At 43.4% G+C, this 14,922-nt stretch carries 14 protein-coding genes; 10 read left to right on the top strand and 4 right to left on the bottom strand.

Annotated elements, in window-relative coordinates; all coding sequences use genetic code 11:
• Positions 1-2 precede the first annotated feature (2 nt).
• The 3 genes from J2Z66_RS06210 to J2Z66_RS06200 all read left to right on the top strand — a co-directional run bounded on the left by J2Z66_RS06210 (position 3) and on the right by J2Z66_RS06200 (position 2,272).
• Entirely contained in the window at positions 3-389 is a 387-nt protein-coding gene (locus J2Z66_RS06210; RefSeq protein WP_209970503.1) for a ribosomal maturation YjgA family protein, read from the top strand.
• A gap of 28 nt (positions 390-417) precedes the next feature.
• On the top strand, positions 418-1,065 hold the full coding sequence (locus J2Z66_RS06205) for a TVP38/TMEM64 family protein (RefSeq protein ID WP_209970502.1): 648 nt from the start codon (positions 418-420) through the stop codon (positions 1,063-1,065).
• 232 nt (positions 1,066-1,297) lie between these two features.
• Positions 1,298-2,272, top strand: a complete 975-nt coding sequence (locus tag J2Z66_RS06200; RefSeq protein WP_245375318.1) for a phosphotransferase enzyme family protein — start codon at positions 1,298-1,300, stop codon at positions 2,270-2,272.
• A gap of 107 nt (positions 2,273-2,379) precedes the next feature.
• Here the strand turns inward: J2Z66_RS06200 and J2Z66_RS06195 are convergent, their stop codons facing one another.
• Positions 2,380-3,996: an AraC family transcriptional regulator gene (locus tag J2Z66_RS06195; RefSeq protein WP_209970501.1), complete on the bottom strand. Its 1,617-nt coding sequence runs from the start codon at positions 3,994-3,996 to the stop codon at positions 2,380-2,382.
• A gap of 36 nt (positions 3,997-4,032) precedes the next feature.
• Positions 4,033-5,037 (bottom strand): ABC transporter substrate-binding protein, encoded by a 1,005-nt coding sequence (locus tag J2Z66_RS06190; RefSeq protein ID WP_209970500.1) that lies wholly within the window; start codon positions 5,035-5,037, stop codon positions 4,033-4,035.
• A 236-nt stretch (positions 5,038-5,273) separates the two neighbouring features.
• Between J2Z66_RS06190 and J2Z66_RS06185 the strand changes: the two genes are divergently transcribed.
• From J2Z66_RS06185 to J2Z66_RS06165, 5 genes are all read left to right on the top strand, one after another.
• Complete coding sequence (locus J2Z66_RS06185; RefSeq protein ID WP_209970499.1) at positions 5,274-6,548, top strand: erythromycin esterase family protein; 1,275 nt, start codon at positions 5,274-5,276, stop codon at positions 6,546-6,548.
• Positions 6,549-6,720: 172 nt separating this feature from the next.
• A complete protein-coding gene (locus tag J2Z66_RS06180; protein ID WP_209970498.1) occupies positions 6,721-8,196 on the top strand; it encodes a protein adenylyltransferase SelO in 1,476 nt (491 codons plus the stop codon).
• Positions 8,197-8,233: 37 nt separating this feature from the next.
• Positions 8,234-8,983, top strand: coding sequence for a class I SAM-dependent methyltransferase (locus J2Z66_RS06175; RefSeq protein WP_209970846.1), 750 nt, complete (start codon positions 8,234-8,236; stop codon positions 8,981-8,983).
• A 374-nt stretch (positions 8,984-9,357) separates the two neighbouring features.
• Positions 9,358-11,040 carry a type 2 periplasmic-binding domain-containing protein gene (locus tag J2Z66_RS06170; RefSeq protein ID WP_209970497.1) on the top strand — a complete coding sequence of 561 codons (1,683 nt, stop codon included), beginning with the start codon at positions 9,358-9,360 and terminating at the stop codon, positions 11,038-11,040.
• Positions 11,041-11,093: 53 nt separating this feature from the next.
• Positions 11,094-11,936, top strand: coding sequence for a phytanoyl-CoA dioxygenase family protein (locus tag J2Z66_RS06165; RefSeq protein ID WP_209970496.1), 843 nt, complete (start codon positions 11,094-11,096; stop codon positions 11,934-11,936).
• Between the two features lie 216 nt (positions 11,937-12,152).
• On the opposite strand, the gene J2Z66_RS42450 is transcribed toward J2Z66_RS06165, so the two are convergent.
• Both J2Z66_RS42450 and J2Z66_RS42445 read right to left on the bottom strand, forming a co-directional pair.
• On the bottom strand, positions 12,153-12,593 hold the full coding sequence (locus J2Z66_RS42450; RefSeq protein ID WP_245375317.1) for an MFS transporter: 441 nt from the start codon (positions 12,591-12,593) through the stop codon (positions 12,153-12,155).
• Between the two features lie 152 nt (positions 12,594-12,745).
• On the bottom strand, positions 12,746-13,528 hold the full coding sequence (locus tag J2Z66_RS42445; protein ID WP_245375316.1) for an MFS transporter: 783 nt from the start codon (positions 13,526-13,528) through the stop codon (positions 12,746-12,748).
• A gap of 109 nt (positions 13,529-13,637) precedes the next feature.
• On the opposite strand from J2Z66_RS42445, the gene J2Z66_RS06155 reads away from it, so the two are divergent.
• Both J2Z66_RS06155 and arsC read left to right on the top strand, forming a co-directional pair.
• Positions 13,638-13,976: an ArsR/SmtB family transcription factor gene (locus J2Z66_RS06155; RefSeq protein WP_209970495.1), complete on the top strand. Its 339-nt coding sequence runs from the start codon at positions 13,638-13,640 to the stop codon at positions 13,974-13,976.
• 459 nt (positions 13,977-14,435) lie between these two features.
• Complete coding sequence (gene arsC, locus J2Z66_RS06150; protein ID WP_209970494.1) at positions 14,436-14,858, top strand: arsenate reductase (thioredoxin); 423 nt, start codon at positions 14,436-14,438, stop codon at positions 14,856-14,858.
• Positions 14,859-14,922: the final 64 nt, after the last annotated feature.

The following is a 14,922-nucleotide window of genomic DNA, read 5'->3' as shown; positions in this document are numbered from 1 at the left end:
ATTTGTATACGCGCATCATTTATTTTGTAGCTATTATAACTTCTGTCGTATTAGGCTTAAGCTCAAGAAAGTTCTCCAGCCAAATACCTGAGTTTATTTCCCAACATGCTGGGGACATGCTATGGGCGAGTATGGTCTATTTTGGATTTCGATTTTTCTTCATTAAGAAAAGTTTGACATGGACAGTAGGGATCAGCATCCTATTTAGCTTTGCTATTGAATTTAGTCAGTTATATCAAGCCGAGTGGATAGTTAGCCTCAGGAATACAGTCTTGGGATCGCTTATACTTGGGAGAGGGTTTTTATCGGTTGATTTAATTAGATATGTCCTAGGAATTGCAATTGCTGTTTCGATAGACAAGTACTTGCTTCAACGAATAAAGCGATAACCACAATCAGTGACAAGGGGGCTATAGGATGATTAATAAATGGCTTCTTGTTCTCGGGTATGTAATCACCATCATCGTAATCATTCTAAATAAAGACCCCATTCTTCGCTGGTTGGATGACGATAGCGGCAATAATTTCATTTTGCTATTTGGAGCAGCTGTATTATTGGCCCTGGTTCCTGTAGTCCCTTATGGCATTGTTGCAGGATTGATTGGGGCCAAATATGGCCCATTTTTGGGAGGATTCCTGAATGTTATGAGCTCCACCATCGCTGCTGCTCTGCTTTTTTTGTCTGTGAGGCTGGTTTTTCAGAAACAAGGAATCAAGCTAATGGCAAAATTCAAGCGATTGGACCGGTTTACGGAGCTGATGGAACGTAATGCGTTTATCGCGGTATTAACAGCCCGGCTCATTCCCTTTGTGCCTGCAGTTGCAGTGAATGTCTACACCGCCATCAGTCGCATACGGTTTCGAACTTTTGCCGCCGCTACATGTATTGGGAAGATACCTGTGATGTTTGTATTTGCTGTCATTGGCGACCAACTGCTTTCCGATTTGGGTAATGTTTTGTGGGCATCTTTGATCTATATATTCTTTCTTTCCTTCGTTTTTCTGTTGTATTGGTGGTATAGGAAGCGATCAGGCAATAAATCAAAGTCAACATTTAAAGTTTAGACAAGCCTGGATGGCTAGACTAGAGCATGATATTAAAAACCAACAACACAGTTCTGTCCCCAAAAAGCGGGTAGAGCTGTGTTTTTTTACTTTATCAATCGGATTTCAACCAGCGGATGAGATTAACTGCTTCTTCACAGAATGCTTAATTATAGTTATATTTTACCAGTTGAAAGGAATCCGATATGATATCATTAATATTATTTCTAGTTTGCAATAGGGGGACCTGAGTTTGGATGAAATAAACAAGGCAATTGCAAGATCGAAACAGGCAGCTTTGATAGCACTTCAAAACTATGATTTGGATTGGGATCAAATTCAATTCAACCAATTTTCCGATACGTGTACTTTCATAGTAAAAACAAATAAAGGGGAAACTTTCTTGCTCCGCATTCACTCAAATATGAGCAGGGAAGAGATAGATTCCGAGATTGTTTGGCTAGATACTTTGAATGAACGGATTGATGTTGCTATCCCCAAGGGTGTCTTGGATCGCAATGGTTCTAGAACCGTGAGCATAGAATTGGATAATGATTATCATAGCCATGCTTCGTTGATGTGTTGGGTTGAAGGTGAGCATGCGAAAGAAGGAATTACCGAGAACCAGAGCTACAAAGAGGGAATCCTCTTAGCAAAGCTCCATCAAGTATCACAGAATTTTGAGCTGACTCCTGGCTTCGAACGTCCTGTTTGGGGTGAGCAGAGTTTTAGGCAAGCTATGATTCGTTTGACACAGAATTACGATCGGTTCTTGACTGACGCTGAATTCCAATTGTACCAAACAGCAGCTGAGAAGATCCTTTCCTGGATGAACACATTGAGCAAGGATAGGAGTGGTTATGGATTAATTCATGGGGATTTGCACCAAGGCAACATTGTATTTCACAACGAAGATCCTCGTCCGATTGATTTTGGAAGATGTGGGTTTGGATACTTCCTTTATGATATAGCGCATACCATTTTGGGGATTTATCCCGCGCAGAGGGAATTGGTTACTAAGGGATACCAAAGTATTAGGAAACTAGAAGAAGATTGGCTTCCCATATTGGAAAATTTCACAGTGATGGTAATGATCGAAAATTATTCTCACCATGCGCCTGATCCAAGGGAAAGCGAGGGACTTAAGGGAGAGCAACCCTACGCACAAGCCATTATCAAACATTACTTAAATGGGAAACCATTTCTATTTAATTCAATAGAGGTTTAAGAAGCGATTTAAGAAGCGATTTAAGAAGCGGTTTAAGAAAAAGTAGGGATTTATAATGTGAAATTATAAAAAAAAAACCCAGACCAGGGTTCCACCACTGTTCAGGCTCAATGTATACCTTGCATATTTGTTTGTATGAGGTTGACAACGTCTTGCAGCTGGCCCAGCCTGGAAATAGGATCCTCACTCAGCCAATCTTCGGAGAGCAAGTAAACCTGATTGTTTTTTACCGCGGGCAGTTCGTTCCATGCTGGATCCTGACGCCACCGCCGAAACTCCCGCTGTGACTTAGGGTCCCGTGATACAACGACAAACATGTGATCACCTGCATATTTTCCAAGCTCACCCACGGGGATGTCGCTCTTGAACGGATGGCCGCTTATCGCTTGTACATGCCGAACCGCTTCCGGTGCCATGCAACCAAGGTCATCATAGAACAATTCTGCATCATAATAAGCCTGAAAAGAGCGGGGGAGCCCTCTAGCCCAGAAAAATGAAACAGTCTGTCCAGGCTTCACATATTCGGCCAACTTGATTCTAGCCGCTTCCACCTTCTCCTGGTAGCTCAGCAGCCAAGCTTGGGCTTCCTTGTCCTTCCCCAGATGATCGGCCAAAAGCCGAAAGCGCTCAAAGGCTGGTTTGGACCACGAAACGTCCAGCGTCGGGGCAATTTTCGCGTACTGACTGTAGTGATGGCCGTCAAAGGTTAGAATGACATCTGGCTTCAGCTTTGCCAATTTATCCAAATATGGCGTGACGACGGACATTCCCATCTCCTCGATGCCTTCTGCCTGCTTGCGTAAATAGCCACTTGCCAGCAGCAGTTTTGGAGCTCCTACCGGCTTCATGCCAAGCGCGAGTATTTCACCAAGATACTGGTAAGTCACTAAACGGCTCCTGTCTTTACGTAAATTAACATACAACCGTGGAGAGACGCCGCGCTGACGCTTGAAGCTCCTGCTGAAATGGAAGGGATCGCGAAACCCGCTCTTGCCGGCAATATCCTGAATCGGATCGGCTGAAGAAAGAAGCAGCCTTTCGGCTTCATTAATCCGCTGTCTTATCAAATAATCGATGGGGCTTTGGCCGGTAAGCTGACGAAAAATTCGTGAATAATGGCGAAGTGAGAGGCCGCTCAGTTCGGCCAGCCGGGTGTGCGTAATTTCAGACGCAAAGTACTTATCGATATAAGCAATCGTTTTCCTTACAGCTTGAACCCCTTTATCCTCTTCGGCTGCAGCACTTTCTTCAGCGGCTTTCAACAGCAGAAACATTAGCTCCTGAAACGCCGAGTGAGCCCTATAACGCTCCGCATAGCTGCCTTCTGGCAATGACTTGTGAATCTCCTCAGCAAGCTCCAGCAGCCGATAAAATGGAGGAACCCGCAAAGTGACGGGGGAGGACACTGCTAGCGGATCGGCAGAAGGTTCACTACCCTTTTGCAATTCGATACTTTGAAATGTAATGACAAAAGCGCTCCAGGGAAGCCCTGGAGCGTTATGAACTTCGATGGCAGTCGCAGGCGGGAGGATATATGCGAAATTAGCGCCATTAGCGCCATTGGCGACATTGCCGTCTCCCTGTCCAGCGATTTTCCACAGGCATTGACCTTGAAAAGGAATTACGAGCGAATATCCAGCTTGCGATATATAGTCACTTTTGGCTGCTGAAGCACCTGTTAGCAATATGATTTGTGACCACACATAAACCCTTGGCAGGCTCATAGTATATTCGTCCTTTCTAAGTGTGAGAGCATCTCATTATTTGGCCAAAAGCTTGACGGCATCATCGAGCTGTTGCTCGAATGACAGTACGTCCAGAGAAAACCACAGACTCTCGTTTACGACATAAACTTTATTATTTTTCACTGCAGGAAGATTGTTCCACAGCATGCTGTCCTCAACCTGCTTGAGGAAATCTTGATCATTATCGAATTTTACGACAAACAGCCTATCTGCCGAAGCGAATTCTGGCAGCTTTTCCAGTGATATTTTCATACCTAAATCATGTCCGCCCTTATCCCATTCCGTTTTTACCGTATTTGTCATCGGAAATTGCAGCGAATTAAACAGCGTGTAGCCTACGTTACTGTCGCCATACACACGCAGCTGTCCTTTCTCATAGCCGCCAATCACGACTGTGCCGAACGTTTCACCAGGCTTCACATAAGCTGCAAGCTTCGCTCTGGCTTCCTCACTCTTCTTGTTATATGCCGCAATCCATTGGTCTGCCTTATCATTCAACCCAAGGACATCTGCTACGTCTTTCAAATGCTGAAAGGGATCGCTGCCGCTCCACTTAACAACGATAGTCGGTGCTATTTTGCTTAACTTGTCGATCAGCTCCTGATTGCCTTCCATAGCGATGATCAGATCCGGATTTAACGTAACTGTCTTCTCCAAATTGAGTTCATTTACCGGACCCAAATTTTCTATGCCGTCGATCAGATCTTTAACGGATGCAAAATTGGTTAGCAAATGCTGAGGCACCCCGATCGGTTTAATACCTAGAGCAAGCATATCTGGTAAGTATTGCGTAGTCACGATCCTTTCCGGCTTCGTTGGGATCACCACTTCGCGGCCTAGACTATCTGTATAAGTTTTGGTCTCAGCACCCGTCTCAACCGTTGGCGTAGTTGTGCTCGTAGAAGCAGAGGTTTGCGGCTGCTCCTGAACGGGTGTTTCCGTTGCCGATTTCCCGCATGCTGTCACCAGCAAGAGTAATAGAAGAATTGTTACTGATATTGCCAAATGTTGCTTTCTCATTGTAGAACTCCCTTTCTCAATTGTATCAGATGATTATCATTCTCAGCAACTCATTATAGCAAACCGGATCAAGCTTTAACATGCCGGATTCAGCCATGCCACATGAATGATTCGGACATATACATAATTGGATAGTAGCGCTCCTAACCTTGCCAATTTCATGGATTTTAAAACCAGGTTCATATGGATATCCTAGTCATTGTGAGCATTTTGTGTGAAGGGCAGGAAAACGAAAAATGAATGCTGATAAGATTGTTGATCGTATTAGAACTGATGCGGTTTCTTTTAATAGTATGGAGGATCTGGATGTAATCATGGAGGCAATAGGTGATGCAAAAATCGTATTGCTCGGTGAGGCGAGTCATGGAACTTCGGAATTTTATACGATGCGTGCAGAGTTAAGCAAGCGTTTGATTTTGCAAAAGGGCTTCGATTTCATTGCCGTTGAAGGGGATTGGCCCTCATGCAACAGCGTCAATCAATATATAAAAGGGGCATCTGGGGCTGCCGAATCAGCAGAGTTGGCGCTTAGTGATTTTAACCGTTGGCCAACCTGGATGTGGGCGAATCGCGAAGTTGCCGATTTTGTTAACTGGCTCCGTACTGCAAATCAAACGTTCACAAAAGAGAAGCAAATAGGTTTTTATGGTCTGGATATGTATAGCCTTTGGGAATCCATGGAGCATATCATCGCTTATTTGGAAAAGACAGGCTCATCGCAATTGGAGCATGCCAAAAAAGCATTTGAATGCTTCGAGCCTTTCAACAGAGATGAGCAATCCTACGGTATTTCTGCAGGTTTGTTTGGTGAGGGCTGTGAAGACGAGGTGGTCCAGCTGCTTTTCGAGATGAATAAGAAGAGGCACCAGCATCCCGGTAGTGAAGCTGCTCTCGATGCAGAGATGAATACGCTGGTTGCATTGAACGCTGAAAAATATTATCGCACTATGGTAATGGGAGGTCCAGAATCGTGGAATGTCCGCGATCAGCATATGGTGGAAGTGCTCAAGAGAACGTTAAATTTCCATGGACAGGATGCCAAAGCGATCGTTTGGGAACACAACACTCATATCGGCGATGCTCGTGCAACAGATATGGCCGGTGATGGTATGGTCAACGTGGGGCAACTGATTAGGGAAGATCCTGAATATAAACAGGTATTCGCTCTGGGATTCGGTACTTATCAGGGACAAGTCTTGGCAGGCCGGGCATGGGGCTCACCAGTTGAAGTGATGGACGTACCGAAAGCCATAAATGGAAGTTGGGAAGATTGTATGCATCAGGCGGGCCAAGGAGAGAACCAGCTATTACTCTTTAACAAAAGTCAGCTCGAATTCCAGGAGGTTATTGGTCATCGCGCTATTGGTGTCGTCTATGATCCAAACAGAGAATTAGGTAACTACGTTCCATCGCGTATGGCTCAGCGTTATGATGCTTATATACATCTTGATGAAACGACGGCACTGAGGCCCCTCATTTTAGAATCGGTCAATTCAGAGCTCCTTGTGTAGCAAATTCCTCATTATGCCAAAAATAATGATATACTAATAATTGTGCATGCCAAACAAACCGCTGCTCGTGATGCCAGTGATACTGCGGCTTGCGCCGCTGCCCGTGCAGCAGAAGCAGGTCATACTGCAGCAACCGCCCACGTTGCGTATATAAGTGGAAAGGGAGATATGAATGACGGAGAAAAAAGCAATAGTAGAAACAGGATGGAACTTCGACAACAGTTACTCACGTCTGCCAAAAACAGTTTTCACCAGACAAAACCCAACCCCTGTACGTTCACCAAAGCTGATCATTCTCAATGATCCATTAGCAACGTCCTTGGGATTGAACGTTCAAGCACTACAAAGCAATGATGGTATTGAGATTCTTGCCGGCAACCAGATTCCCGAAGGCGCTTTGCCCCTTGCACAAGCTTATGCAGGGCATCAATTCGGGAATTTCAACATGTTAGGGGATGGCCGGGCTATACTGCTTGGCGAGCAAATCACTCCCTTAGGAGAACGGGTAGATATTCAGCTTAAGGGTTCAGGTGAAACGCCATACTCCCGCCGCGGCGATGGCCGAGCGGCGCTTGGACCTATGCTGCGCGAATACATCATCAGCGAAGCCATGCATGCGCTTGGAATTGCTACTACCCGCAGCCTTGCCGTGGTGACAACAGGCGAGTCAATAATCCGCGAAACTGAGCTGCCTGGCGCCATTCTAGCCCGTGTGGCGGCCAGTCATCTACGCGTTGGCACCTTTCAATATGTATCAAATTGGGGTACTGATCAGGATCTCCAAACCATGGCTGATTACACCTTGCAAAGACATTACCCAGAAGCAGACGCTGGTGGGAACCGCTATCTTATCCTGCTTCAAGAAGTAATCAAACGACAGGCCGCACTGATTGCCAAATGGCAGCTCGTTGGCTTTATTCACGGGGTGATGAACACTGACAACATGGCCCTTAGTGGAGAAACGATTGATTATGGTCCATGTGCCTTTATGGATACCTATAACCCAGCAACTGTATTCAGTTCCATTGATGTTAATGGCCGCTATGCATATGGAAATCAGCCTCATATTGCCGCTTGGAATCTCGCAAGATTTGCTGAAACCCTTTTGCCGCTGCTGGATGCGAACGAGGATCAGGCAGTGAAACTGGCTGAGGACGCGATTTCAGACTTTTTCACGCAGTTTCACCTTAATTGGCTCACGGGAATGAGGGCAAAACTGGGAATCTTTAACGAAGAGCCGGAGGATGAAGCTCTCATTGAAAACCTGCTTAGTTTGATGGAGAAGTATCGAGCGGATTATACGAATACCTTTCGTGCGTTAACTTTTGATAAGCCGGAGGATTCAGTCCTGTTTGGCACAACGGAATTTGCTCAGTGGCATGAGCTTTGGCAAGCGAGACTCGGCAGGCAGAAGGAACCAAAAGCATCGTCGCACGAATTGATGCGCAGCAGCAATCCTGCAATTATCCCTCGGAATCACCGGGTTGAAGAGGCACTCAATGCCGCGGTGAAACATGGAGATTACAGTGTGATGGAGCGGCTGCTTGATGCACTTTCGAGTCCTTTTGCACACACACCTGAACAGGCTGATTACTGCTCACCGCCTGAGCCATCAACGCGTCCTTACCGAACCTTTTGCGGTACTTGATATGCATTAGGCTAAGTAACAAAAGGGAGTGAATTACATAAACAAATTAGACTATATGATCTTTTACGATAAGGTTGGAGCACTTAATGGCTGGGACTTTAGTACACTGAAAGTTGCAACCGAAGGAGAGAAGTGGGACTTTTACAAGGAAGTAACCGATAGATGTGAAAAGTCTGATTTACTGCTTGATATTGGGACTGGTGGTGGAGAAATGTTGTTATCCATCACTGATTCTGCTTTATTACTAGTGGGAATCGATCATTCAAAAGATAGGATTCAAACCGCTAATGCAAATTTGCAAAAGTCTAATAAAGCAAATGCCCGCTTCTTGCTGATGGATGCTGAAAACCTGGAGTTTCCACCGAGCTTTTTTAATGTGGTATCTTGCAGGCATTCAAATTTCTATGCAGAAGAGATAGCTAAAGTCCTAGTGAAAGACGGCATGTTCCTCACTCAACAAATAAGTGATAACGATAAACTTAATATTAAAGAAGCTTTCGGAAGAGGGCAGCAATTTGGATCTGATGAAGGATTATGGAAAGAAAAATACCTTGAAGAATTAGCTCAAGCTGGTTTTAGTGATATTCAGCATGTTGAGTATGATGCTACGGAATACTACAAATCGTATGAAGATCTGATCTTTCTTTTGAAACACACACCTATTGTGCCTGATTTTGGGCAAAGTGAACATGATTTTGACATCCTTCAAAAATTCATTGAAGAAAATCAAACCGGGCAAGGAATAAGGACCAATTCCAAACGCTTTATGATCATCGCAAAGAAATAGTGGGAGTGTTGTTTATATTCATAATGCAAAAATTGATAAAAAAACGGTATCCACTGTGATGCCGTTTTTTTATTTATGCGCCTCAAGGGACTGCCGAAATGTCTAATGCTATTGAAGTCAAAGATCTCAGAAAATTGCCTTATTCAGTGCATTGGGGAAAGTGCGGCTGCTCGGAATAGGCCATTTTTTATTTCCTATTCAATTTTTCAGAAATAAACATTTTTACTACATAAATACAAAATCGAACATGGATATTCATTTTAGAATCCGATATATTAAGTTGCAGCATCGCATAGCAGCTATGAGAGCGTTAGCATTGCGGAGCAAATAATTATTGAGGGAGTGCACTTGGAATGAAGCATGGGAGGTTTGGAATGGTTGGAATTGCCGCTTGCATTCTCCTTCTGACAGTTGTTTTATCAGGCTGTTCAGCAGGGGATAAAGTAAAAACGACGCCTACAAACGACATCAGCGATGCGGGGGAAATTGCAGCCAAGGAGACTAATGATCCTCAGAAGAACAAGGATTCGCAAGAAGCTGAAGACGCAAAGTCAGGAAAGTATGATCCGCCTATTGAAATTACAACAGTATCGGACTACACTACGTTGGTTAAATTTGCTGACGGTGACGACATCAATAATAACATATGGACTCGCTATATTGAAGAGACATATGGCATTAAAGTGAAAAGAAAATGGTCAACAACTTCAGCGACCGAGTCTATCTCCAAGACCAATTTGATGATTGCTTCAGGCGATCTTCCAGACTTTTTCATGGCATCACCCGAACAATTTGTGCAGCTTAAAGAGGCAGATTTAATTGAGGATATGACTGAGTATTTTGAGAAATATGCACCGCCCCGTGTTAAGCAGGTAATAATTGACGCGGGTCCAGAAGTGTTACAGTCGGCTACGTTTAACGGTAAGTTGATGGCTATCCCATTTACTGGTCTCGAACGAGATAGCGCTCCAATGGTTTGGATCCGTAAAGATTGGATGACTAAACTAAACTTGTCAGAACCCCAGTCGATGGAAGATCTTTTGAAAATCTCTGAAGCATTCACTAACCAAGATCCAGATGGTAATAACAAAAAAGATACATACGGTATATTGACCGACAAAGACTTCTACTATTTAAAAGGATTATTTAATGGTTTTCATGCTTATAACGACATTTGGATCAAGGATTCGACCGGCAAATTGACGTATAGCAACATTCAACCCGAAATGAAGACAGCGTTGGCAAAGCTCCAGGCAATGTACAAGGACGGGCAGATTGACCCAGAGTTTGCCGTAAAGGATACTGTGAAAGCCATCGAAACGATAGGAGCTAATAAAGTCGGTATCTTTTTCTCCGATAAAGGTGGAGCTAACTATCCGGCATCGACAAGCTTACCTGACGTTGAGTGGATTCCTTATGCAATGCCCTCGGTTGACAGTAAGCCGGTTTTATTGCAGCACAACTTAAATATTAATGGATTTTATTGGGTGGTGAAAAAGGGTTATAAGCACCCCGAAGCACTTTTGAAAATAATGAATGCATTTGTCGATAAATTTTATCTCACAACATCTGACGATGATTATAAAACGTTTATAGCACCGCCAGGCGATATAAATCCGGTTTGGTTTTTAGCACCAGCTAAAATTTATATGTCAAGTAGCTTGGATTCAATCAATAAAAGCAATGCAGTATTGAATGGTGAATTGAGTTTAGACCAAGGTACTCCAAATGTTCGTGCTGCTTACGACAGTATCAAGAAATACAAAGAAGGTGATCAATCTTTATGGTGGGTTGAGGCACAAGCCAATGGATCAACAAGAATATTTGAACAATATTTGAAAAATGATCAATTTATGCCTAACCAATTTATTACGACACCAACTTCAACCATGATAAGCAAGAAGGCGGACCTGTCCGCCATGATGCAAGAAACATTCACGAAAATTATTATGGGCATCAGTTCTGTGGATGAATTCGATAATTTTGTAGAATCATGGAAGAAACATGGTGGTGACGAAATTACAAATGAAGTAAATGACTGGTATTATAAGAAATAAACTACAACAACCTAGTAGATTTGCAAAAAGAAAACAATTATGGAGGAGAGCATATGTTTCAATTAAAATCTGCATATCGTCAATTTACGGAAGAGGGTTATCTCATTTTGCCTCAGTTGTTTAGCGGGAAACAGTTGGAAACGCTTTTAACGTCGAGCAATTATGTGCTGGAACAGTTTATGGAGGAGCACTATCGGCAAAATCCAAATACAGATTTCTTAGCTATGAGGCATCTTAACGATCCCAGGTGGCACCGGGATACAAGGGAACATTTTAATGTCATTATGGAAACCATTGCCGATCCTCGTTGTCTGGGCTCGGTCGAGCAAATTTTTGCCGGTCCATCCCTGTTCCGCTCTACGACTTATTATGCAAATCCGCAATTTACCAGCCAAGAAGGGGAGTGGCATCGTGATTCGCAATTCGTAGTCAAGGACGAACAGGAAGAAAAAAAGCTCTTAGAACAAGTATGGAAAAGTGATGGCTCCTACAAAGGCATTCAACTTCAAATCTCGCTCATTGATAATGATGATCTCGAATATGTACCTTATTCGATAAATCGCAACGATAGTCCGGAAGAGAACTATATCCGCTATAAAGACAATAAGAGTCATAATCGGGAAGAGGGTATGCCTAATGCGATGCGCATCGCGTTAAAGGCCGGCGATGCGGTCATTTTCAATCCGTTTGGTCTGCATCGCGGCCGTTATTATAAGGAGATTTCACGACGTTCGTTGATGCTGACATATACTCCGTTAAGTCAGCCAATCTATGATTCTTTTTCAAATCAACCATGGTTCGGAGAGCCGGGATATCTTGATGGGTTGTCCCCACGAGCTGCAGCATACTTACAACAATTTACGGATATATATCGAAGCTCATGGGCGCAACCATGAAATTATTCGTGTGATCATTGTTCACAGGCAAGGAATAAAGAACAATTCTAAACGCTTTATGATCATCGCAAAGAAATAGTGGGCAATGCTATTAATTTCACAAAGTTTACACAGAAAAACGGTATCCAGTGGATACCGTTTTTTCTGTGTACCTGATACAGAGCGAGATGATACACGCAAATTGCAAACAGGGAGAGTTAATTGGATTCAAGAATGTTATGAAGCCTGAGGTCTTCGCAATGCAGATCGGAGGTAAACGACCGAGCAGCCGATAGCTAGAATAACAACGATTGCCATCCCCCAGTAGATATTGCTGAAAGCATTGGATAGCGGGAGATTTTTTTGCCAAACAAGGGCACTGGCGGTAATAGCAACTCCGAAAGCACCGCTGAAAAATTGGAGCAGCTGAAACAATCCCAATCCGGATCCAATCTGCGAAGGCAGCAGTATTCTGGACATTTCATTTGAAATGCTGCTCGTTAAGATCGTGAAGCTAATGCTCATTAACATGTAAATGAACATGATCGCTAGATAAGAAACCCCTTCGAACAAAGCGAACAAAATGACGGATGACAAAAGAAGCAGCGGAATATATCGGATAATTGAGCTGTTCCCCTGTGCATCGATAATACGTCCCGCACGTCGAGACACGAACATGGCTAATAACGCCCCTGGGAAAATCACGAGTCCGGCTCCAATGGCACTAAGGCTATATTGCTTAACAAGGATTTGTGGCATTAGGAATAATGTTGCAAAGCTGCAGAAATACGCGACGATACCGACTGCCCCTAGAATAAGATAGGAACGATTTAGGAATAGAGCAGGGAGGACGAAAGGATCCTTGCCGAGCGAATACGAACAGTAAACAGGACAAGTGCGATAAGCCCAGAAACCAGTGCAACCCAGGAATGATTAGTTAAAAAAAGAAGAAGTCCCGTCGTTCCAACGCTAATAAATAGTGCGCCAAGAACGTCAAAAGAACCTTTCTGCGGTTTCTCCTTAGGAATGAGAACTACAAATACAGGCACTAACAGCAAAGTTACCGCAGTCACGACAAATAAAATATGCCAGCCGAGAAACTCGACGATCGCTCCACCAACAACAGGACCTAAACCAAGGCCGAGTGATACCGATGACATGATCATGGCCATTGCTTTACCACGTCGCTCAATTGGGATGTAACGGGATATTAAGACCAGGGACAAGGCCGGAATCGAGCCCGCGCCAGATGCTTGAAGGATACGGACGATTAGCAGCATGATGAAGCTGTTGCTGAATAATCCGGCGATAGCTGCAAGGCTAAGTGATAATATCCCGATAATGAAGAGCCTTCGGATTGGAACGAAATCAGCTAATCGGCTGTAAGTAATTGAAGTGAGAGCGAATACGATGGAATAGCCCGTAACGATCCACGAGGTGGAAGAAGGCGATAAATTGAAGGCTTCAGCAACGTCCGGCAAAGCTAAATTAAACATCATCGTGTTCATGATGACGAGCACGATTGATATTCCGAGCAGGAGAATAACGACTCCTTCTTTTATAGTTCCCTGCTCCGCGGCCTTGGTAGACTTATGCGTAGTTTGGATTGTCATTGAGTTCCCTCCATGCTAGTTCTATTTTTCGATTGTTATCGAACAATGGAAGTATAGCATGTGTTGTGCTATAATTCAATCATGAGCTGAAAAAAACAGGGGGGTTATTATGAAAATTTTGTATCATCCAGAACGGGAAGAAATTCATTTGTCCAATGTTCTGTATGCCTTAAGCGATCCCATTCGTTTGTTAATCATCTCTGAAATCTGTAACGGGGAAGAGAGAACTTGCGGGGACATAGAAGTACCGGTTGTGAAATCCACACTTTCCCATCATGCTCGAACATTAAGGGAGGCCGGCATCGTAAACGTTCGCGTTCAAGGTACTCAGCGTTTCCTATCCCTGCGAACAGAAGATCTGGAATTCCGGTTTCCCGGATTACTCTCTTCTGTATTGAAGGCCTATGAGTCCTCTGACGAGAAGAAAAAGCTGCTGCATCCAGAATAATCTTATTTTTGCAGAGTTGGATACATGTTTAGTTGTGTCTAGGTATCTTTATAATTCGAACATATTCTCGTGGTTGAAATGGTGGGAATATCTGGTCACTCTTAGAATAAGATGCTGAATAAAGCGAATATGATGATGTAGACAAGGGGCGAATTATTTTTTCAAACCTTTTTCTTTCCAACTGATTATTCATTAAACCTCCAAGTAGAAGTAGAAAAATAAAGACTGATGAGCAGACTACTATTTTTTTAATCAGCACAGAGAATCACTCCTATACAAAAATAATTCCCTTCTTTGAAATTTTTCATTCTCAAATATGAATTTTGTCCCCTCAAGGAGTTTTCATTTCACGGTGAAAAAATCTCCTCATGTTAACACTGCGTTAACAAAAGGCATGTAAAATATAAATAAGCAAGTAATTATATATTTATTTTAAATACGAAAAGAGGGAAACTTTATATGAACAAAAAATTAGTTTACTTTCTTTGCACAGGCAATTCTTGTCGCAGTCAGATGGCTGAAGGATGGTTAAAGAAGTTGGGTAGTGATCATTACGATGTGAAAAGCGCTGGTCTAGAAGCTCATGGATTAAATCCACGTGCCGTCCAGGTCATGAAAGAAGCCGACGCAGATATTAGTGGTCAAACTTCAAACGTTATTGATCCAAATATTTTGAACCAGGCAGACTTTGTGATTACTCTATGTGGCCATGCCGATGAACACTGTCCAGTGATCTCCAACAAAAATGTTATCAAATGGCATTGGGGTTTTGATGACCCGGCAGAAGCGACAGGAACGGAAGATGAAATTATCGCTCAATTCCGTACCGTTCGGGACTCTATTAAAAGCCGGATTGAGCAATTTGTTGCAGATGGGAACTGAGGGACCTATGATCAAAAGGATGCACATCGCTTAAAATTGTATCGACCTTAACAAGTCACTTCGA

Origin of the sequence: Paenibacillus eucommiae, assembly GCF_017874215.1 — a bacterium.
Classification (GTDB): domain Bacteria; phylum Bacillota; class Bacilli; order Paenibacillales; family NBRC-103111; genus Paenibacillus_AI; species Paenibacillus_AI eucommiae.
This window is presented reverse-complemented; position numbering and strand designations above follow the sequence as displayed.